At 36.6% G+C, this 22,242-nt stretch carries 17 protein-coding genes; 7 read left to right on the top strand and 10 right to left on the bottom strand.

Annotated elements, in window-relative coordinates; translation table 11 throughout:
* Positions 1–303: 303 nt before the first annotated feature.
* From ACO05S_RS18265 to ACO05S_RS18250, 4 genes are all read right to left on the bottom strand, one after another.
* Positions 304–1,716 carry an efflux transporter outer membrane subunit gene (locus ACO05S_RS18265; protein WP_421919453.1) on the bottom strand — a complete coding sequence of 471 codons (1,413 nt, stop codon included), beginning with the start codon at positions 1,714–1,716 and terminating at the stop codon, positions 304–306.
* A 9-nt stretch (positions 1,717–1,725) separates the two neighbouring features.
* Positions 1,726–4,878 (bottom strand): efflux RND transporter permease subunit, encoded by a 3,153-nt coding sequence (locus ACO05S_RS18260; protein WP_421919452.1) that lies wholly within the window; start codon positions 4,876–4,878, stop codon positions 1,726–1,728.
* 131 nt (positions 4,879–5,009) lie between these two features.
* Entirely contained in the window at positions 5,010–6,164 is a 1,155-nt protein-coding gene (locus ACO05S_RS18255) for an efflux RND transporter periplasmic adaptor subunit (protein ID WP_421919451.1), read from the bottom strand.
* A gap of 147 nt (positions 6,165–6,311) precedes the next feature.
* Entirely contained in the window at positions 6,312–6,818 is a 507-nt protein-coding gene (locus ACO05S_RS18250; RefSeq protein WP_421919450.1) for a GbsR/MarR family transcriptional regulator, read from the bottom strand.
* A 286-nt stretch (positions 6,819–7,104) separates the two neighbouring features.
* On the opposite strand from ACO05S_RS18250, the gene ACO05S_RS18245 reads away from it, so the two are divergent.
* Positions 7,105–8,814, top strand: coding sequence for a histidinol-phosphatase HisJ family protein (locus ACO05S_RS18245; protein WP_421919449.1), 1,710 nt, complete (start codon positions 7,105–7,107; stop codon positions 8,812–8,814).
* The gene (locus tag ACO05S_RS18240) at positions 8,801–9,322 is read left to right on the top strand and encodes a hypothetical protein (RefSeq protein WP_421919448.1); all 522 of its coding nucleotides are present in this window, start codon (positions 8,801–8,803) and stop codon (positions 9,320–9,322) included. The genes ACO05S_RS18245 and ACO05S_RS18240 overlap by 14 nt, the downstream gene beginning before the upstream one ends.
* Before the next feature lie 10 nt (positions 9,323–9,332).
* Here the strand turns inward: ACO05S_RS18240 and ACO05S_RS18235 are convergent, their stop codons facing one another.
* Complete coding sequence (locus tag ACO05S_RS18235; protein WP_421919447.1) at positions 9,333–9,638, bottom strand: hypothetical protein; 306 nt, start codon at positions 9,636–9,638, stop codon at positions 9,333–9,335.
* A gap of 118 nt (positions 9,639–9,756) precedes the next feature.
* A complete protein-coding gene (locus ACO05S_RS18230; protein WP_421919446.1) occupies positions 9,757–10,581 on the bottom strand; it encodes an NAD(P)H-binding protein in 825 nt (274 codons plus the stop codon).
* 298 nt (positions 10,582–10,879) lie between these two features.
* Between ACO05S_RS18230 and hemA the strand changes: the two genes are divergently transcribed.
* The 4 genes from hemA (at position 10,880) to hemE (ending at position 15,303) form a co-directional block, all read left to right on the top strand.
* Entirely contained in the window at positions 10,880–12,133 is a 1,254-nt protein-coding gene (gene hemA / locus ACO05S_RS18225; protein WP_421919445.1) for a glutamyl-tRNA reductase, read from the top strand.
* A gap of 87 nt (positions 12,134–12,220) precedes the next feature.
* A complete protein-coding gene (gene hemC / locus ACO05S_RS18220; RefSeq protein WP_421919444.1) occupies positions 12,221–13,147 on the top strand; it encodes a hydroxymethylbilane synthase in 927 nt (308 codons plus the stop codon).
* 56 nt (positions 13,148–13,203) lie between these two features.
* On the top strand, positions 13,204–14,196 hold the full coding sequence (gene hemB, locus ACO05S_RS18215) for a porphobilinogen synthase (protein ID WP_421919443.1): 993 nt from the start codon (positions 13,204–13,206) through the stop codon (positions 14,194–14,196).
* A gap of 75 nt (positions 14,197–14,271) precedes the next feature.
* Positions 14,272–15,303 (top strand): uroporphyrinogen decarboxylase, encoded by a 1,032-nt coding sequence (gene hemE, locus ACO05S_RS18210; RefSeq protein WP_421919442.1) that lies wholly within the window; start codon positions 14,272–14,274, stop codon positions 15,301–15,303.
* Positions 15,304–15,904: 601 nt separating this feature from the next.
* Here the strand turns inward: hemE and ACO05S_RS18205 are convergent.
* The 4 genes from ACO05S_RS18205 to ACO05S_RS18190 all read right to left on the bottom strand — a co-directional run bounded on the left by ACO05S_RS18205 (position 15,905) and on the right by ACO05S_RS18190 (position 19,649).
* Complete coding sequence (locus ACO05S_RS18205) at positions 15,905–16,414, bottom strand: hypothetical protein (RefSeq protein WP_421919441.1); 510 nt, start codon at positions 16,412–16,414, stop codon at positions 15,905–15,907.
* Between the two features lie 13 nt (positions 16,415–16,427).
* Entirely contained in the window at positions 16,428–17,369 is a 942-nt protein-coding gene (locus tag ACO05S_RS18200) for a pyridoxal-phosphate dependent enzyme (RefSeq protein WP_421919440.1), read from the bottom strand.
* 267 nt (positions 17,370–17,636) lie between these two features.
* Positions 17,637–18,929, bottom strand: a complete 1,293-nt coding sequence (gene hemL, locus ACO05S_RS18195) for a glutamate-1-semialdehyde 2,1-aminomutase (RefSeq protein WP_421919439.1) — start codon at positions 18,927–18,929, stop codon at positions 17,637–17,639.
* Positions 18,930–18,941: 12 nt separating this feature from the next.
* A complete protein-coding gene (locus ACO05S_RS18190) occupies positions 18,942–19,649 on the bottom strand; it encodes a uroporphyrinogen-III synthase (protein ID WP_421919438.1) in 708 nt (235 codons plus the stop codon).
* A 315-nt stretch (positions 19,650–19,964) separates the two neighbouring features.
* On the opposite strand from ACO05S_RS18190, the gene ACO05S_RS18185 reads away from it, so the two are divergent.
* Entirely contained in the window at positions 19,965–22,163 is a 2,199-nt protein-coding gene (locus tag ACO05S_RS18185; RefSeq protein ID WP_421919437.1) for a RelA/SpoT family protein, read from the top strand.
* The last annotated feature ends 79 nt before the right edge of the window (positions 22,164–22,242 follow it).

Here is a 22,242-nt window from a genome sequence, read left to right as displayed (position 1 = left end):
TTGGTTTAGAAATGGTATTAATCAAACTTAGTTTATTACAATTTGGGTTTAAGGAGTTAAGGATTTACAAAACAACCCATCTGCAATTTATCCTGTGAGTTAGTTTGTGCATGTCAACCATATGTTGAAAGTGCTTACTCTGTGTCGAATCCTTTAAAAAAACAGCATCGACTCCTTAAGAATCGATGCTGTTGAATCTTTAATGAATGAAGATATTAGAAAAAGGATGTGAACAGATCATTGTATTAAAAAACCAGTATAAACCTGTTTCATTTGCTATGGATAGGTTCACCCTATTTCACTTTATTCTTTTTGCCAGCCACCGCCTAGTGCCTTGTACAACTCTACTATAGCATTTAACTGTTTGTATTTAGAATCTATCAGATTGATTTCTGAAGATAAAGCATTGCTTCTTGCCGTTAACACTTCGAGGTAAGTGGTGTTTTGATAGGCATTATTTAGCAACTCTTCGGAATATTGAACAGCTTTGCTTAAAGCTTTGAGTTCTTTTTTTCTGATTTCAAAAATGCGTTGTTCAATTTGATAGCCATACAAAGCATTAGAAACTTCTCTACTTGCATTTAAAATTGCTTTTTTAAAGTTGTGCTTTGCTTGCGATTGTCTGGCCTTACTTACCTCGTACTGTGTTCTTACGCTACGTTTGTTAAAAATTGGTTGACTAAGATTTCCTAAAATATTACTGAAAACAGATCCCGAATCGAACCAATCCTCAAAGTTTACACTTTCAAATCCTGCATTGGCACTCACACTAATTCTGGGATAGAAATTGCTTCTGGATACGTTTGTCAATTCAAATGCTTGAATTAAGCCATATTCTGCAAGCATAACATCCGGACGATTTCTTAACAATTGTACCGGGAAACCAGTATGAAGCTGTATTTTTATCTCCTGATCTTTCAGATTGCTCCTTGCGATAGTGCTTGGATTTCGCCCCAATAAGAGAGAGATTGTATTTTCCAATAAAGCCACATTTTGCTCTAGGTCAAGTAATAAAATTTGGGTGCTATACAATTGTGCTTCTGTTTGTTTTACAGCAGCTTCGGTTACCTGTCCGGCTTCTTTTAAGCTGATCATGGTTTCCAAACTTTCTCTTCGGGTAGTTACTGTTTGTTTGGCGACTTCAACTTGTGCATCCAGTGCTAAGAGCTGATAGTATGCCGACGCCATATCTGCTACCAAACTACTTTCAATAGCCCTTCTTGATGCCTCAGATTGTAAATATGCCGCCCGGGAAGCTCTTTTATTGCTTCTTATTTTTCCCCAAATATCAGCTTCCCATGAGATAGAACCATTCAATTGGTAATTTTCATAGTTCGGTCCATTTCCTCCGTTAGCTATTCCGGACGGACTGTTGTCAGATGCCTCATAATTTCCCGCATTGGCATTTAAATTTAAAGTAGGCAAATAGCCCATTTTTCCTTGTTTATAATATGCTTCTGCGGCAATTACACGTTCAATAGCCATCTGAAGGTCTAAATTAGCATGAAGAGCTTCTTTGATCAGTGCATTTAAGTTTGCATCAGTAAAAAGTTGATTCCAAGGCATATTGGCAAGGGTGGTGGAATCGGTAGTTGATACATTTCTGTACTGATCTTGAATATCGACTTGAGGCTGCTGGTATTTTTTAGCAACAAAGCAGGATTGTAAGCTGAATGCTGCCATCACCAGACTAATGATTATATATCTTTTTCTCATGATTAATATTTATTCTGCTGTTTCCAATTCGTTTTCTTCAGGTTTTGGAGCTCCGCTAATTTTTTCTTGTATGATTTGAAAAATCAAAAAGAATACAGGAATAACAAAGACCCCAAAAACAGTTCCTATTAACATTCCACCAATTGCACCCGTTCCTATTGATCGGTTACCAACAGCACCAGCTCCGTTCGAAAGCATAAGTGGTAACAAACCGAGTATAAAAGCGAAAGAAGTCATAAGAATTGGACGTAAACGAGCTTTTGCACCCTCAACAGCCGCTTGAATTAGTTTCATTCCATGCTTTCGGCGTTGTATTGCAAATTCTACAATTAAAATGGCGTTCTTCGCCAATAGGCCAATTAGCATGATCAGGGCAACCTGGAAATAAATATTATTTTCCAAGCCAGCCATTTTAACAAAGAAAATACCTCCAAATATCCCTATAGGAAGAGATAGCAGGATGGAGAATGGCAGAATATATGATTCATATTGCGCCGACAACAGGAAGTAAACAAATATCAAACTTAAAATGAATACTATAATTGCTTTGTTCCCAGATTTCTCTTCTTCTCGTGCCATCCCCGAAAATTCATAGCCATAATTTGCAGGTAAGGTTTGTGCTGCTACTTCGCGTATTGCATTGATTCCATCACCAGTGCTATAGCCAGGGTTCATATTGGCGTTTATTGTTGCAGAATTAAATAGGTTAAACCTATTCATGAAATCGGGACCGTTGACTTTTTTCATGTTAATAAATTGACTAACAGGAACCAATTCATTTTTTGTATTTCTGACAAATATATGATTGAGAGATTCTATGGTTTCTCGGTCTTCAGGCGAGGCTTGTACCATAACACGGTATTGTTTTCCAAAGCGGTTGAAATCCGAAGCATACCAACTTCCATAATATCCCTGCAGGGTTAAGAATAGATTTCTTACCGATACGCCGGCTTCTTTAACTTTTTCTACATTTACATCCATTTTATATTGGGGGTAACCTGTGTTAAACGAAGTAATGGCATACTGGAATTCGGGACGTTGATTTAATGCCATAAGGAATTTTTTACTATTGGTCATCAAATCTTCGGATGTACCATTTGTTTTGTCCTGCAAACGCATTTCAATACCATTGGAACTACCATATCCTAATACGGTTGGGGGTGAAAAGAACACAATTTGTGCTTCTCTAATTCCAGCTGTTTTACCAAATAATTGTCTAATAACGGCCTGAACTTTTTCGTGATCTTCTTTTCTTTCGCTCCAATCTTTTAGCTTGATAACTCCAAATGATTTATTTGCACCCCTTGAACGACTTAGAAGACTGAAACCTGCAATAAATTGGTTTTCTTTTGCTATTTCCATTTCATCAAGAATGCTCTCTATATTTTTGCAAACTTCAAAAGTGCGATCCAATGTACTTCCCGGGGGCAAAGTAATGTCACAAAATATGATACCTTGATCTTCATTGGGAATAAAGCCACTTGGCGTTGTTTTAAAGAACCAAACTGCTAAGCTTATAAAGAATAATAGAATCACACCGGTTAACCATTTTCTTTTTATTAGAAATTTAACTGAGTTGGCATAACGATCTGTAAGCGTATTGAATCCGGTATTGAATGCTATATAGAAACGATTTGCCAATCCTTTTTTATGCGCATCTCCAGGATTATGGGGTTTTAATAGCAATGCACTTAATGCCGGACTTAATGTAAGTGCATTAATAGCGGAAATAAGAATTGCTATTGCTAAAGTAATTGCAAACTGCTGATAAAACACTCCTGTTGGACCGTCGAGGAATGATACTGGAATAAATACTGCCGACATTACTAAGGTGATGGAAATAATGGCTCCTGAAATTTCATTCATTGCAGAAATAGTAGCCTTCTTAGCATTTTCAGCACCTTCTTCAAGTTTAGCATGTACTGCTTCAACTACCACAATAGCATCATCAACCACAATTCCAATGGCCAATACCAAGGCAAACAGAGTAAGCATATTGATTGAAAAGCCAAATAGTTGCAAGAAAAAGAATGTACCTATAATAGCCACAGGTACAGCTATGGCTGGAATTAATGTTGATCTAAAATCTTGAAGAAATATGAAAACAACAAGGAATACCAGAAGAAAAGCTTCAATTAACGTTTTAATTACATGATCAATTGATGCCTCTAAAAAATCATTAGTATTAAAGGGAATTACATAATTAATACCTTTTGGGAAATTCTTTTGTTCTTTTTCCAGCGTTTGCTCAATTTCCTGAATAATTTCTTGTGCATTTGAACCAGCTGTTTGGTATATACCTATGGCAACACAGGGTTTACCATTTGTGATATTTTTTGTTGTGTAATTAAGTGCACCCAGCTCTATTTTGGCTACATCTTTTAACCTAAGAAAATCGCTGTCACCATCTGATCGAAGAATTATATTTTCGTATTCCTCTTGTGAAGATAGTTTCCCTTTATAGCGGATTACATACTCAAAAGCCTGACCTGAGGTTTCTCCAAATTTACCAGGAGAAGCTTCAAGGTTTTGATCGTTTAGTGCATTCACAACATCCTGAGGAGTTAGGCCATAAACAGCCATTTTTTCTGGCTTAAGCCAAATGCGCATCGAATAATCACGAGAACCAAAAACCCTGGCATCCCCAACTCCATTAATTCTTTTTATAATCGGGATCAGGTTAATTTTGGCATAGTTTTCAACAAATGTATCATCAAAATTGTCTTTGTTGGTGTATAATGCAAAGAACATCAAAACACCACTTTGTACTTTTCTTGTAGTTACACCTGATTGAATTACTTGCGCAGGCAACTGGCTATTTACTGTTGCAACTCTATTTTGAACATTTACCGATGCAATATCAGCATTAGTTCCTAATTCAAAATAAACATTAACCTCTGCAATTCCGGAGTTACTTGATGTAGATGACATATAGGTCATTCCTTCGACTCCATTAACGGCTTCCTCGATTGGAATTACCACACTTTTTAGCAGTGTTTCAGCATTTGCACCTGGATATGAAGTACGTATTTGTACGGTTGGAGGTGCAATCTCAGGAAACTGTTGAACTGGTAGAGAAGTTAGCCCAAGAATCCCTAAAATGACTATAAGTATGGATATTACGGTCGATAATACCGGCCGTTCAATAAATTTTTGTAACATGTTTTTATTTGAAAATTATAATAAACCTAGTTCGAATAAATTCAAGATGAATCGAGCATGATTAAAATTATTATCGTGTATGTTTAATAATTTTAATCATGCTCGATTCATAATAAAACTGGTATAATATCTTACTTTTTAGAAAATGCTGCGTTGGATTGTGTATTATTTTCAGTCTGAGGAATGATCTCCATTCCTTCACGAAGTTTAATTAATCCATCAAGAACAAACTTTTGTCCTGATTCAACACCATTGGATACGATGTAATGAGTATCTGTAGCAAGATCGATTGAAACCTCTTTCGATTTAATCTTATTCTCTTTATCCACAAGGTAAACAAACTTCTTACCTTGAAGCTCAAATGTCGACTTCTGTGGGAGCAGTATTATATTTTTAACTCTATTCGGTATTTTTACTTTACCACTTATGCCACTTCGAAGCAAATTATTGGGGTTTGGAAAAATTGCTCTGTATCTAATGCTTCCGGTTCTTGGATTGACCATACCATTAATCGTTTCAATTTTTCCTTTTTGGTCGTAAAGCGAGCCATCAGCCAAAACCAATTCAACTTCTGGCAATTGTTTAATTTTTTCATTAACGCTGCTACCATTTAGCTGACGATTAAACTGTAATAGTTGCTTTTCGTTTAAGGTAAAATAAGCATATACATTTTTAATATTAGATACTGTTGTCAATGGCTGATTTTCTGTTCTCCCAACTAAACTCCCAACCTTAAATGGTATATTACCAATGATACCATCAACCGGACTTTTAATAATCGTATATTCGAGGTTTTCTTTTGCATTTTGGTATTGAGCTTTGGCGGCAATTAATTGAGCTTTAGCTGCATGCAGGTTGCTTTCGGCTGTTTTTAATTGTACCGGGCTGATGATGTTCTTCTTTACCAATGGTTTAACTTTATCAACTTCAACTTGCGAAGAAACAACTTTAGCCTCTGCTACATGTATATTGGCCTTTGCAGCATTTGCCTGTTGGTTAAGGGTTTCGGCACTCAATTTAAAAAGGAGTTGTCCTTTTTGAACTTGCTGGCCTTCGTCAACAAAAATCTGAGAGACATAGCCATCAACTTTTGGCCTGATTTCTATGTTTTGAACTCCTTCAATATTAGCTGCATATTCCTTATATGTAGTTACATTTGATTCTTTAATTTTTTGCACAGGGAATGGCATTGGACTTTTGCCCGCTTGCGGTTGATTTCCACTCTGACATGATGCAAATCCTAACAGGATGATTGCAAAACTTGCGAATAAATTGTTTTTACTCATTATTATTTTACTTTAGTTCTTGTGGTTCGATCAAAAACGAACCAGTTAGATGATATACTAATTTGAATTTATATACTAAAAAATTAAAAAGGGATGGTTTGGGTGATCAGATTTATAATTTTAACCGGAATGATAGGTGTAGAATGCTTATTGATTCATGCATTTGGCGATTATTCTCTTTTTGAGTGTTTCCATATCAGAAATTGAATTATTTAGATAATCCAGATATGGATGCTCATCGTGTACTACAAATTGTTGACTAGCTTCTTTAATGACCTTATTTGCCGAACTTTTAAAAGCAATAACTTCTTCAATTATATCTCGTTCATCTTTAAGTTTTTTTAGGTTTCTATCAATAAAAGCAAGAAAGCCAACAGGAGATAATCTAAAGTATTTCTTTCTTTCTCCTGGTTTGGTGTAATAATCTACGATCTCCATGCTTTTTAATTTCTGGAGATTAGTAGAGATTGTACTTTTACTGGCATCCAAAAAGTTAACTAACTCCTCAAAGGTATTTCCTTTCTTTGAAGTGAATAGTAGGGTTGAGAAAATTCTGGCAGCAATAGGAGGGAAATCTTCATTCTTCTCCATAAACAAACCATATTTTTCAACAATTTCTTTCTTTTTCTCTTCTATTTCCTTCAGGCTTATCATTTATTTAATAATTTTGATGCAAATATATAATTAGTTCGTTTGGTTCCGAACTAAAAAATGTTAATTTTTTTAAAAGAATGCTACATTAAGGTTTTTAATTAACCTATAATCTTCTCTAACTTTTACTGTACAGAACTACATATCAAATACATGAGAATCAATTGCTTTTTATAATGGTATGTATTTGAAATGGTTGTTTTTTTTTGCTTTAACTGTAGAGAGCTGTCCTTTATATTCATTTACAAATGATTAATTTTACTGCACGATTAATCTAAATTAATTTCAAATGCCAAATAAAGGAATTGATAAACCCGAATATTTCATTTGGGAAACTCACGGGATTCATGCAGGAACTGGAAATGATCATGTGAAACACGGTGTAGACGAACTGGACAAGATTACAGAACTTGCTATTGCAAATGGTCACCCGAATATTTCCTTTATTATTCATACGCCACGCTTAACGCGATTTCGATATGCTGCGGAAAAAAGATTAGATGTAAAATTCATACGAGGTGATAACGCTTATTTTAACTACCCGAAGAAAATAGAAAGTTTAAAAGAGAAATACGGAAATAAGATTTCAATAAAATATGGTATTGAAATGGAGTGGTTAGGTCCAGATTTAGGAATGCAATGGAATCGTTCCAAGATTTTCCAGGCTCAAAATGCTGATTATGTGATAGGGTCATTACATTTTTCGAAAGAAGGTATTCCGTATGATGGTTCTCAGAAGGAAACGAATGAATTAATTGAAAGGAGAGGGGGAGTAGAGAATTATTGGTTACTGTATATAGAGGAATTGATTGAAATGGTTGATACATCATGGGAGATGATCCAGGTTGTAGGTCATATAGATTTGCCTAAGTTATATGCACCAATTCCGAAAGCACTGCTGGAATTAGAAACAAGCAATCATATTTTGGCTCGCAGAATGCGTTTTCTGCTTGAAATGATAAGTGAGTATAATCTTACCTTAGATGTAAACCTTGCGGGAATCAATAAAGGATGTGGAATTTATCCGGATATTTCGATTTTAAAGAGAGCCAAACAGCTTGATATTCCTATCTCACTTGGAACAGATACCCATGCCATTCAAAATTTGGGAAATCATTTCGAAACGGGAATCAAATTTGCTTATCAAGCAGGATATAAACATTACTTCAGTTTCTCAAAGACGATACCGGAAAAAAGGCCTTTGCGAAATTCCGGATTTAAGGAAGAAAAATACAAGCTAATGAATTTGGGTATCGAGATGCTGAATCTCAGGTTTGAAGATCGAAAACAGAGAAGAATTCCTAAATTTTCTTTTGGTGGAGAATTCCGAACTTTTCTAGAACATCATAAGAATGCTACTTCTTTGGGTGACTTTGAGGCTATTCGCATAAGAAAAGGCAATAGATCAGTCACAATTAGTAATTCTGTATCCGAAAATGCTTTAGGAAAATCAAGTGGTTTGTTTTCTCATCATAAGGATGAACCGGGTGTATTATCGATGATCTTTAATGCACTTGCATCAGAAGAAATTAATGTAGAAACTGCATATCTTAATTCCAATAATGACGGAACCGCAACTGCTTTTTTAACTCTTAGCGGAGATGGAAATGCCATAAAAGAAGCGGCGGATTTTGTGAAAGGAACAGGAGGAGATAGCTTTATTGAGATTCGCGTTGGCGATAATCTTGATATTCCGGAATTACAGAAGGGAAAGAATTATCTTTTGGAAATTGATGGTGTTAATTTGCCCATTGCTATCAGCAAAGAAATGATATTGTCGATTCATAATAACTCTTCGGGGGTTTTATTGATTTTGTTATCTGCCTTGGCATCACAAAATATCAATATTAAGGATTTAAAGCTTGGACAAAGAGGCAATAAAGGTTATGCCATATTGGGAATTGAACAGTGCTCAAAAGCAGTTTCTGAAATACTAAAGAAATTAGGTCCTCAATTTTTTGAAACTACACATTTGCAATTAGGAAGTGAAGGAATTTAATGAGAATGCTATAGAGTCAACAGCCGAATATAGATCGGCAATTGTGCAGGAGATCCTTGAATTTTATAGAATTCAACCTGGGGTTTCCGAATTGCATATTGAGAAACTGGAAGAGTATCTTCTATTAATGAATTCATTGCTTGTTGAGGCAATGCAAGATTTACTTTCCCTATTAGGTGGTGATGTTAATATGGAAGATACCATAGATGTGTTAAACTCATATATTATTTCTGTTGTAGAAGAATCTTATAAAGTTTTTCCGAAAGAGGATCTGAAAATTTTACCATTTAACCAATTTGATAATTCAAATGAAATTCAAATACTGGAATATCTCCGAAATCTTAATCAAGAAAAGAGCAATAGGTTTGACTTAGATGAGATGTTAATTGAATTGGATGAAAATCTTTATGAGAATGACTTCCCCGATCAACTTCATAAAGTGATAGAAAAAACCATTTTAGCGATTAATTCGGAAATGATTCTAAAAGTAGAAGACTTGCTAAAATAAAGGGTATAGTTTACGCAGTTGATAGTAGTTCTTTGAAATATTTGGTGACATTCCTTTTGTTGGGAACTTTGATAATGATTGGTTCTTTCTCTTCCAATTCTTTAATCATTTCAAAAGATTGTGATTCTAAAAATTCTGTTACCTCATCCATGCTGCGCCATGCCGACACAACCATTAATTCGTTCTTGTTTCGAGGTGTTTGATAAATCTTACATGATATCTCCCCACCAATTTTTCGATATTCCGAAAAACGTTCGAAGGATTCTGTCCAAGAATTTATGTTTTTTGTAGGCTGTTTTAAAAGTAAATATACCATCACACAAACTTTAATTCTACTAAAATAGTTAAAATTAAAAGTTGCTTTATAAAAAATTGATTATAGGGCGAAATAACCGGATGATCTGATCTTTTTTTAGTTTAAAAGAAAATATCGCTTAATACTTTAAACAATCAATAGGATTTTGATATAGAAAAGCATAGCCCGATTTTATGAGTTTATCACAACTAACAATTTTATATCCCTCTGTGTTAGCTTCGAATTCGGGAATCTTAAACTGTTGAATTATTGCAGCTTCTTTGTAAAATTCTTTTCTCTTGGGATGTTCGGGGCAGCAGGCATTTAGTATTTCTCCCCAAATGTTCTTACTAATGATGTGATTAATAATGTTAATGCAGTCGTCTCTATGAATTAAATTTACAGGAGCATCGCCATTTTTTATGCTTTTTTTGCCTGCAAAAAATCTACCTGGTTTTCTATCGTAACCGATTAAGCCTCCAAATCGAATAATGGAGCTTTTAAAACCGGTTTCCTTGCCAAGTAATTCCTCTGCAATTCGTAAGGCTTTTCCACTGTTTTTTGATGGAGTTTCACGGTTTAATTCATTTACTTCATTATTAATATCGGCGTAAACAGAAGTTGAACTAACAAAAATAAGCTTACTGATTTCAGATTTTCGAACGGCTGAAATCAGCGATTCTATCTGTTGAGTATGCCAATCGATAATGTCATCTCTTCTTATGGGAGGAAAGTTAACAACTAGAATATCTGTATTAAAAAAATCTGAATTGAACTTGCTGTTTAAAGAGGGGTTTAATTCAATTTGATATGCTTTGATGCCTTTTTGTTTCAGTACTTCTAGCTTGTTAGGTGAGGTAGAAGAGCCCTTGACTTCCAACCCTTGATCAGCAAAAAAAAACGCAAGTGGCAATCCCAACCAGCCACAGCCTAAAATGCTTATTCTATAGTTTGCTTTGTTCATGTGATTTGTTATTGATTAAAGTTATTTGCTTTTATAAAACTCTTTAAAATTTATTTTGAATGATTCAATATATCAGAAATCCACAGATTATGAAAGAATGTTGGATTATTTTGGTATTAAAGATATTAAAATCCTTTTAGGGTTTTTGGACTGTTCATAATAATTAAAGTGGTCAATGTTTCTTCATGTACTTACTGAAAATCGGAGGATTTTTGAATAATTACCGCTATATTTGAATCGGTTTGTTGCGTCTGTAATGATTAGGTGCGCAACGAATGAGCAAACAAATTCCGTTTTTATGTCATTACAAATTCGAGAAAACCTACAAAAATTATTTGTTATAGGAATTAGCTATAGAAAAACGGCTCTGGATGTGAGGGAGATGTTTTCTTTGTCATCAGATAATCAGGAAAACATATTGAGGGAGGCAAAAGAGCTTCAAATAGAAGGGATGGTGATTCTTTCTACTTGTAATCGTACCGAGATTTATGCACATTCTTCGGAGGTTGAAGTCATCACAGACCTGTTTTTAAAATACTCCAAAGGAAGTAGAAACGATTTAAACTATAATGGATACAGCTTGCACGGTAACGAGTGTATTCGTCATTTGTATAAAGTTACTGCCGGATTGGATTCACAAATTATTGGTGATTTTCAGATTGTGGGGCAGGTTAAAAATGCCTTTCACCAATCGGAACAAAAGGGAATGGTTAATTCTTTTCTGAATAGATTGTTCTCTTTCGTATTTCAGGCAAGCAAAAAAATAAAGAACGAAACAGAAATCAGTAAGGGTGCAGCTTCTGTTTCTCATGCAGCGGTTCAATACATTAAGGATAAGGTATCAACTTTAGAATCATGCAATTTTCTTTTGTATGGAACTGGTGATATTGGAAAAGATACTGTTTCCAACCTTTTAAAGCACATGAGTAATCGTTCCCTTACTTTGGTGAACCGAACGGTTGAGAAAGCAGAAAATCTGGCAAACAAATATAAAATTCAATATCAGCCAATCGAGAACTTAAGCCAGGAGGTTGAAAAGGCAGAAGTTATTATTGTTGCAACAGGTGCTTCTAAGCCAACATTGAAGCTGGATCATTTTAAAGGAGTTGAATCATGCAAATTGGTTCTGGATCTTTCGGTACCTCGCAATGTAGATGCTGCTATTGATGATCTGGAGCATGTCCTGGTGATTACAGTGGATGAACTTTCGAAGCACATTTCAGCTGCTATTGATCAGCGAAAAGCTTGTATTCCTGACGCAGAAAAGATTATTCAGGCTTCCATTGCAGAGTTTTACGGGTGGTTAGAGGTAAAATATCTTTCTCCTGTTATCGTTGCTTTAAAAGAGAATCTTCAGAATGTACAGCGCAAGGAACTTGATTATCACAAAAACAAATTGTCGGAAGAGGAGTTAAAGAAAGTAGAACACATCACCACCAACATTGTTAATAAGATTGCCAGAGCATGCATCAATCACCTGAAAGATCATCACAAAAAGCAGTCGAGCCCAATGGAAACTCTTAATATGATTTTTAAAGATATTGATTCGTAAAGCCTTTTGAGCTTTCGATAAAAAGCTATATAAACAAGTTTTATATGGCTTTTTTATTTCTAAATAATGCACGAAAAACAATCCTAAATGTCAGCTAAACGAAAGATAAGAGTAGCTACACGGCCAAGTTTATTGGCGCATACACAGACCATGCAAACCGTAGAGCTTTTACAAAATGCCAATCCGAATGTTGAATTTGAAGTGATTAAATTTAGCACTCAAGGCGATAGGGTTTTGAACCGCTCTCTAACAGAATTTGGTAGCACCGGGCTGTTTGTAAAAGAGCTGGAACATGCACTTCTCGAAGGTGAGGCTGATATTGCAGTTCATAGTTTAAAGGATGTTCCAAGTTTTCATCCTGCTGGCTTGAAACTAGTAGCATTTCCAGAACGAGAAGATGTTCGGGATGTTTTTTTAAGTCGTGATGGAAGCACACTTGACCAAATGCACGAAGGTTTTGTTTTGGGCACCGGCAGTCCAAGAAGAAGAGTTCAATTGGCAGCTCAACGACCAGATACAATCTTTAAAGAAATCAGAGGGAATATAGATACCAGAATGCAGAAGCTAATGGATGGCGAATACGATGCCATTATTCTTGCTGCTGCTGGAATGAACAGAATGGGCAAAGAATTTCATGAGAACCTGCTTTTAGATGTCGATCAGTGTATTCCGGCAATTGGGCAAGGAGCCATTGCCATTGAATGCCGGGATAATGATATGGATACCATTGCCATTGCCGAAAAAGTAAATCATGAACCTACCAGGCTTGCGATTTTAGCCGAGAGAGCGTTTATGGCAGAGATTGAAGGAGGTTGTAAATTTCCTTTGGCTGCTCATGCTGTTGTTGGCGATAACAAGCTAACCATGATAGCCATTGTAGGTGATTTGAAGACCAATCAATTCATTGTTGAGCAAATAGAAGTAGCCGTTTCCGAGGGCCTTACCAAGTCAAAAGAATTGGCTAAGCAAATGAAGGAAACCTGCCAGGCGAAAAGAATAAATTTTTATCTTTAGAAGTCTTTCAAAAAATTGAATTAAATATCAATAAATAATTACAAAATATATACACTATGAGTTTACGTCCACTTTTTCCTGAAACACGAATGAGAAGATTGCGATACAGCAAAGTAGTTCGCAACATGGTAGCCGAAACATCGCTTTCTGTTGATGATTTAATCATGCCTCTTTTTGTTTGTCCGGGAGAGAAGGTTAAGAATCCGATAAAAAGTATGCCTGGTAATGACCAGTTATCAGTTGATTTATTGGTCGAAAAATGTGGAGAATTATTGGAAGCAGGTGTTAAATCTGTAATGTTGTTCGGTATTCCTGAGTCGAAAGATACCGACGGAACAGTAGCAACTCATGAGCATTCGATAGTGCAACGTGCCATTCGCGCCATTAAAGAAAAATATTCCGAAATGTATATCATTGCTGATATCTGTAACTGCGAATACACTACTCACGGACATTGCGGAACCATTGTAGATGGCGATGTTGATAACGACCAGACTTTGGTTACTCTTGCGGCTCAAGCTGTTTCAATGGCCGAAGCAGGTGTGGATATGGTTGCACCAAGCGACATGATGGATGGCCGCATTGGATACATGCGTAAAGCTTTGGATGAACATTGTTTCGAGAAAATTCCAATTATGGCATACTCTGCTAAATATGCTTCAGGATTTTACGGTCCGTTTAGAGATGCTGCCGACAGTGCTCCGCAGTTTGGTGATCGTTCTACTTACCAAATGGATCCTAGAAACAGCGATGAAGCCATGCGCGAGGTTGAGATGGACATTGCAGAGGGTGCTGATATTGTAATGGTGAAGCCTGCATTAAGTTATTTGGATGTGATTTATCGCACCAAGCATGAATTTAATGCGCCGGTTGCGGCTTACAATGTAAGTGGAGAGTTTTCGATGGTAAAAGCTGCTGAAGCTAACGATTGGATTGATGGAAAACGTGTAATGATGGAAATCATGATGTCAATTAAAAGAGCCGGAGCTGATATTATTATTACTTATCATGCTAAGGAAGTAGCAGAAATCTTAAGAGGAATCAAATAATTAATGTTGAATAATGAGTAATAGGAGTTGGTTTTTTATTGCTCATGATTAATTACTCATTGATAATTAAAAAAAATGAGCCAATCCATATTTTTAGATACCATAAACGGAGTAAAACGTGAACGACCGCCTATGTGGTTTATGCGTCAGGCGGGGAGAGTGTTGCCATCCTACATGAAACTAAGAGAAACCTATGGTTTTAAAGAGATGATGGAAACACCAAATTTGGCTGCTGATGTTACTCTCTTGCCCATTTACGTTTTAGGTGTTGATGCTGCAATTCTATTCTCTGATATTCTGGTTATTCCCGAAGCTTTAGGAATGGAATTGAGTTTTGAAGGCAAAGGCCCGAGTTTCAAAACGGCTTTGAAAGATGTTAGCGATCCTTTGACTTTCCTGACTGATAAACCGGAGAGACTGGATCATATTTATGCAGCAATCGACCGAATTCTTGAAATTAAACCTAAAGATATTCCATTGATTGGTTTTTGTGGTGGACCTTTAACTACGCTCTGCTACATGTACCAAGGATTTAGTAGAAATCAAAATTTCCCTGATTTTGTTCCCGCGATTTATCGCGATAAGGAATTGATGAAAAAGGTGGTGGCAAAAATCACCGAAATGAGTATTCATTATGCATTAAAGCAGGTTGAGCACGGTGTTCAGGCATTCCAGTTGTTCGAAACCCATGCAGGATTAATTCCTGTTGAATTGTATAAAGAAGTCTTCCTGCCATCGGTAAAAGCGATTTTGGGTGCGGTTCGCCAAACAGGAGTAAAAACCATTTATCTGCCCAAAGGATTGGGAACTGGCATAAATATGGTAAACTACGACTTGTGCGATTGCCTTAGTGTAGATTGGCAAATGCCATTGCACGAGGTAAGAAGTATCGTTGGAGAGGAGATGATTCTTCAAGGAAATTTTGACCCTAGGATTTTGGAATCAACACCCGAAGCCATCAATCGTGAATTTGAATATTACCTGAACTATGGAAGGAAAGATCACAAGTGGATTTTTAATTTGGGTCATGGTTTATTGCCAGGCATTCCGGTGGAGAATGTGGAATATTTGGTGAAGAAAGTAAAAGAATCGGATTGGGGAAGGTAAAATTGAAGCATTAATATAGTATCCCGGTTTAGAAAATAATGTTATTTATTGTGCTTTTTACGTTAAAACCTGAGCTTTGAATGCTTCTACCTCAGCTTTGAACGTTAAAACCTGAGCTTTGAACGTTTCCGTCTAAGCTTTTTACGTTAAAACCTAAGCTTTGAACGTTTCCACCTCAACTTTGAACGTTAAAAGCTCAACTTTTAATGAAATACCATGCTTTTCGAAGCTAAAAGGACAGTAAAAAACATCAATACTTAAGCTTGTAACGTAAAAACCTCACCTTTTTACGTTACAGGTTCTCTTTTCAATGTCAAAAGCTCATGTTTTAACGCTACAAGCTAAGGTTTAGGTGTTCAAAGCTCATGATTTTACGTTAAAAGTTCATGTTTTAACGTTCAAAGTTCAGGTTATTATGCAGTTTTTTTAGCCTTTTTAACAGTTTCATTGGTTTGTAAATAATCTTCAAATACTTTAAACAAAGCATATTCCGACTTCAGTATAAATCAATAGGCTAAAAGCTTTCGCTGAGTATAAAGCAGAAATCAATCTTGGCATTAAGCGCTCTTAGAGTGGAAAAAAACAAATGCCAATTGGGTTTTTATTGATTAAGTTTATTAAGCAGTTTTCTTGCTCTGGAACAAAATCCTGCTGTACCATTCTCCATCTGTTCTTCAATAATCAAGGCGAGTTCATTTTTAATATCAGCTTCTATTAGCGAGAAATGATACAATATTTGCATGGCATGCACCTTAACTGCAACAGCTGTGCTTGCATTAGTTAGCAAATCGAAACATCGGTTGATAAATTCACCCGAAATATCTCGCGGAAGCGGTTCGCAGCTAATTAATTTTAGATATTGTCTCTGTTTGCTTTCATCTTTAAGCTCAGGAATTAAAGCAATCATTTTTGAGATATACGGACGAACCAAAGCCGGATCAATATCATATACCTTGTCCATTAACCAGCTGGCACGCCATGAATGTTTTTCATTGCTGATACACCATTCCCACAATTGTTGAACATACTTTGGGTCTTTGGCGATGCTTCGTGCAACCAGCTCAGCTTCCTTTTTCATTGGGAAGGGGTCAAGTAATTTTTTTAGATCCATGAGCTAAGCCGTGTTAAAATGGCAGTTTATCGAGCTGAACATTTCCTCCCGAAATGATGATGCCAATTTTCTGATTTTTAAACTTTTCTTTCTCTTTAAGGAGTGCGGCTAGAGCAACGGTACTTGATGGTTCTGCTACAATTTTCATTCTTTCCCAAATCAATCGCATGGCGGCAATAATTTCCTCTTCTTCCACTCTTAGGATATCTTGAACATGCTCTTTGATGATAGGAAAAGTTTTGTCGCCAAGTGAGGTCAACAAGCCATCGGCTATGGTATTTGGATTGGTTTGAGGGATGATTTCACCTTTTTGGAAAGATTGCCATGCATCATCGGCACCTATGGGTTCACCCGCAAACACTTTTGTACCTTTAGTGAAATGATGCGCTGCCAGAGCAGTTCCTGCAAGTAATCCACCTCCGCCTACAGGAGTAAAAATGCCATCCAAATCCGAATGATCTTCGATTAACTCCATGGCTGCGGTTCCTTGTCCCTGAATTACATGATAATGGTTATAAGGATGAAGAAAAACGGCTCCGGTTTTGTTTACCAAATCATTTAAAGTACTCTCCCGGGCCTGTAAATTGGGTTCACATTCTATAATTTCGCCACCATATCCACAAACTGCAGCCTTTTTTATTTCAGGGGCGTTCGATGGCATAACAACATAAGCCTTGATGTTCTGCAATTTGGCTGCCAATGCCAAGGCTTGCGCAAAATTACCCGATGAGTGAGTTGCTACACCAAATTCTTTCTCGGTTTTCGATAATTGAAGAATGGCATTGGTGGCTCCGCGCATCTTAAAAGCGCCCATCTTCTGAAAGTTCTCGCACTTGAAGAAAAGTTCGGATCCCGCCATCTCGTTTATCAGATGGGAGGTGAGGACAGGAGTTCGGTGTATGTAATTCTTTATTCTTTGATGTGTTTCGAGTAAGTTTTGTTTGGTGATGATCATTTTAATGGCTTGTTTGGTTAGGTATTTTTCGATTTTCGAATCGAGATACAAAAAATTGGTGATTGATGGAGAACCTCAATAGAAATGAAATGATAACCTTGGCATAAGATATATGGATTGAAGTACCTTTTCCCTTGTCAGGATCTCCCCAAAAGGGGAGAATTCATAAATCAATACTGGTAACAGATCTATATCCGATTGTACTTCTGCTTATATTCCAATAAATAGATTTCTAAATAAGCTCTAAACGGAAAGCCTTAAAACAAATTACTTCATTGCTTCTAACGATTCCTTAGCTGCCCGAATGGTTTTGTCTAACATTTCATAGGTAAGAGAATTTGACAAGAAATAGCTCTCGAATGATGATGGAGGAAGGTAAATGCCTCTTTTCAGCATCTCATGAAAAAAACGAGGGAATTTCTCATTGTTGGCAGTAGCTGCTGTATCGAAATCAATCACATCCACATCTGTAAAGAAAACGCTAATCATCGATCCACAACGATTAATCTTGTAATCGAATCTCGAAGCAGAAAAAACTTTATCCAAACCTTTGTGCAAGTATTCTGTTTTCTCTTCCAGTTCGGTAAAATATTGTGGATTCTCGTTTAATTCTTTCAACAAAGTATAACCGGCAATCATTGCAATGGGATTTCCTGATAGAGTTCCTGCCTGGTAAACAGGTCCAAGAGGAGAAACCAGCTTCATAATTTCATCAGAACCCGCATAAGCCCCCACAGGCATGCCGCCTCCAATTACTTTTCCAAAAGTAACCAAGTCAGCTTTAATGTCCAGATATTCCTGTGCACCACCTTTTGCCAAACGGAAACCATTCATCACTTCGTCGAAGATCAGCAGAATTCCTTCCTGATCGCATAGTTCTCTTAGTTCTTCCAGAAATCCTTTTTTAGGAAGAACACAACCCATATTGCCAGCAATTGGCTCAATTATAATAGCTGCAATTTCATTTTTATTCTCAGCAAGCAATTGTTTTACATTTTCAATATCGTTGTACTTGGCAGTTAGGGTATCGTTAGCAGTTCCCGGTGTTACACCAGGCGAGTTTGGCACACCAAAAGTACTGGCGCCACTACCTGCTTTAATCAGGAAAGAATCGGCATGACCGTGATAACATCCTTCGAACTTGATGAATTTGTTAAGACCCGTGTAACCCCTGGCAACTCGAATGGCACTCATACAAGCCTCGGTACCCGAGTTTACCATTCTTACTTTATCGATATGAGGAACCATTTCAACGATCAATTTGGCGATATCGATTTCCAATTCAGTTGGAGCGCCAAATGAGGTTGAATCTTCAACTTTAGCTTTAACTGCGTCAATCACCTTAGGGTAAGCATGACCAAGGATCATTGGTCCCCAGGACGAAATGTAATCGATATACTCATTACCGTCGGCATCAGTTAAAATACTGCCTCTTGCTTTCTTGATAAATACAGGTGTTCCACCTACCGATTTAAAAGCTCTTACAGGCGAATTTACACCACCTGGAATGTACTTGTTCGCTTCATCAAATAGTTCGGAACTTCTTTTGTATTGATGCATATTGTATGGTTTTTAAGAATTTAAATATTCATTACAAATTTCGAGCATAGAATAAATGTTTGCCTTTTCCGACATAACTACATTCTCGGTGTAATTTAACAGCTTTAGGGCAGTGGTATTTCCAATGGCAATACATGCAACTTCTTTCTTTAGCTGATATTTTGAAAAGAAACTTACAACAGCGCTCGGACTACAAAAACAAACGGCATTAAACCGATCGATGTTCAATTTGGGCTGTATTAAATGAGTAATATAGCATTCAATTTCTTGGTACTCGATTTCATTTTTGTTAAAAAAGTTTGTGATTGTTTTCCTACGCATATTCCCTGAGAAATAGAAGTATAAGGCACTGGCTGACTCTTGCGCCAGTCGGTCAACCAAAGAAACCGCATTGTGCTGTTCCGCTACGATTACCTCGAAATCATGTTTTCGGAGCTCTTCAGCCGTCTTTTCGCCAACTGCAAAACATTTTCTTTTGTTGTAATCCGAAATATTGGGAATTGATTCAAGTAAACTCCTTACTGCATTCGTGCTAGTAAATACCCAGATAGCATTTTCCTTTGTTTTAAGAGCTTCGATGACTGAATTAGGGAAATTACATAATTCAATGTCAATAAAAGGATGGTCTTCAATCGATAATCCCATTTTTTTACCGAAGTCGCAGTGCTTCTCGATAATCTTACGGGTGAAGAGTACATTCTGCAATTTACCAGTATTCATTCGCTGTTTATTCTAATGCTGAGCAAACAAATTTAAGAAATCCGAGCAGTTTTTAATACTCAAATGGTAAGAAATTGGCAATAGATTGATTATGAGTTTTACACAATCGTTTAATTAAATTGTTGTAAATTCCATATGCCTGCAATACGTTAAAAAGTATTAATCTTCTTGTCTGTTTTTGTTAACTTTTATACTTTTATTGAGTTTTAGAAAGCCGAACTGGCTAATAAACTCAAAAAAACAGAAGCGAGGCTTAATAAAACATTATTCGTTACATGCCGATATGGGTATATCTCTTGATTAAGTGGGAAAGTTATGGCAGAATTAAATAGGGAAGAAGAAGAAAGAAGGCAAATATTGTTAAGGTACAAACACTTACTTAATACCTGTAAAAACATTGTTACCCGAGCAGATATCAAACTGGTAAGAAAGGCATTCGATTTAAGTTTACAAGACCACGGAGAATCGAGAAGAAGCAATGGCGACCCGGCCATTTACAGATCCTTATCGGTTGCCCAAATTGTTGTTGAAGAACTGGGCTTGGGAAGAACCTCTGTAATCTGTGCCCTTCTTTACGATATTGTTCAAAAAGAACATGTTAATATTGATGAAATTACCGAGCTTTTCGGGCCTAAAGTAGCGCAGATTATTAATGGGCTGGTAAAAGTAACCAATGTATACAATCAAAATCTTACACAACATACCGAGAACTTTAGAAAACTATTGCTAAGCTTTGCCGATGATGTTCGCGTTGTACTAATCATTTTGGCAGACAGGTTGTTTCATTTGAGAAATATGGAACATAAGCCTAATGAGGAGCAAATTGCATTGGCAAAAGAGATTGAATTCTTATACATCCCACTGGCTCATCGTTTGGGAATGTACAATGTAAAGTCGGATATGGAAGATTTGGCTTTGCGTTACTTGCAACCGGATATCTATTTTGAGATTGTTAAGAAGCTTGAAGATTCGGAAGAAGAACGTGAGAAGTTTATTCAAGATTTTGTGGATCCGATAAAAAAAGAGCTTGATCTGCAAGATTTGAAATATAAGATAAAGGCAAGAACAAAAACCGTTGCGTCCATTTTAAATAAAATGAAAAAGAAGCAGGTAGAGTTCGAAGAGGTGTATGATATTTTTGCAATTCGTATTATCCTAAAGGCTTCTCCCAGAAAAGAGAAATCGGAATGTTGGAAAGTGTATTCGGCAGTAAGTGATTTGTACAGACCAAACCCCGAGCGTTTGCGCGATTGGATTACCATTCCAAAATCGAATGGATATGAATCATTGCACACTACAGTATTGGGGCCGCAAAACAGATGGGTTGAAGTACAGATTCGTAGTAAACGTATGAATCGAATTGCCGAAAAGGGTTTTGCCGCTCACTGGAAGTATAAAGGTGGAAAAGGAGATGGCGGACTTGACAATTGGTTGCAGGATATTCGTGAAGTATTGGAAAGTCAGGAAAGCGATTCCATTGACTTGATTGATAAATTTAAAGCTGACTTATACAACAAGGAGATCTATGTATTTACGCCAAAAGGAGATTTAAAGCAATTGCCTCTTGGTGCTACTCTATTAGACTTTGCTTATTCTATTCACTCCGATTTAGGGGGGAAATGTATTGGTGGCACTGTGAATCAGAGAAATGTTTCCATTCGTCATGAACTAAAAAATGGGGATCAGGTTGCCATTACAACTTCAAATACCCAAAAGCCAAAATCAGATTGGTTAAACTTTGCTGTTACCACAAAGGCAAAGAACAAGATTCGCCAATCGATGAAGGAGGAAATGCTCAAAGAGGCCGATTTGGGTAAAGAAACTTTAAAGCGCAGAATGAAAAACTGGAAGATAGAGTTCTGCGACGAAAATATCCGTAAGTTAATGAGCGAATACAAATACAAGCTTGCGGTTGATCTGTATTATGGTATTGCAACGGAACTGCACGATTTATCAGAAATAAAGGACATTTTAACCAGGGAAGAGCTTGTTGAAGAGAAATTGCCTGAAGAAATGCCTGATTATACATCTAGAAACAATCAAGTTTCAACAGGCGAGGATGTTTTAATTGTTGACCAGAATATAGCCAATGTAGATTATACTCTTTCAAAATGTTGTAATCCAATTTTTGGTGATGATATATTTGGCTTTATCACTATTGGAAAAGGAATTAGAATTCACAGAGTAGGCTGTCCAAATGCCAAGGAGATGATGAGTAGATACCCGTATCGTGTGGTTAAAGCCAACTGGACAGAAAAGGGTGCTGCTTCCTACCAGGCAGTTCTTCATATTACAGGTGATGATGAATTGGGAATGATTACCAATATTTCGGAGGTGATTAGTAAGGATTTACGAGTGCAGATGCGTTCCATTTCAGTTGAAACCAACGCAGGAAGTTTTGAAGGAAAGCTTACAATAGTGGTTTCTAATATTGATCATTTAAATACATTAATAGTGAAACTGCGCCGCATAAAAGGTGTGCATCGCGTGTCGCGTTATGATACAGTTACTTAGCAGTTTTCGGTTTGGGATTTTAAGTAAAGTTTGGATTCCCAATTAATTTATTGGTAAAAACTTCTTTTTTTAAAGCGTA

The sequence above is a fragment of the Marinifilum sp. genome, from assembly GCF_965230805.1.
Lineage (GTDB): Bacteria > Bacteroidota > Bacteroidia > Bacteroidales > Marinifilaceae > Marinifilum.
Note: the sequence above shows the minus strand (reverse complement) of the source record. Positions and strands in the feature narration are given on the sequence as shown.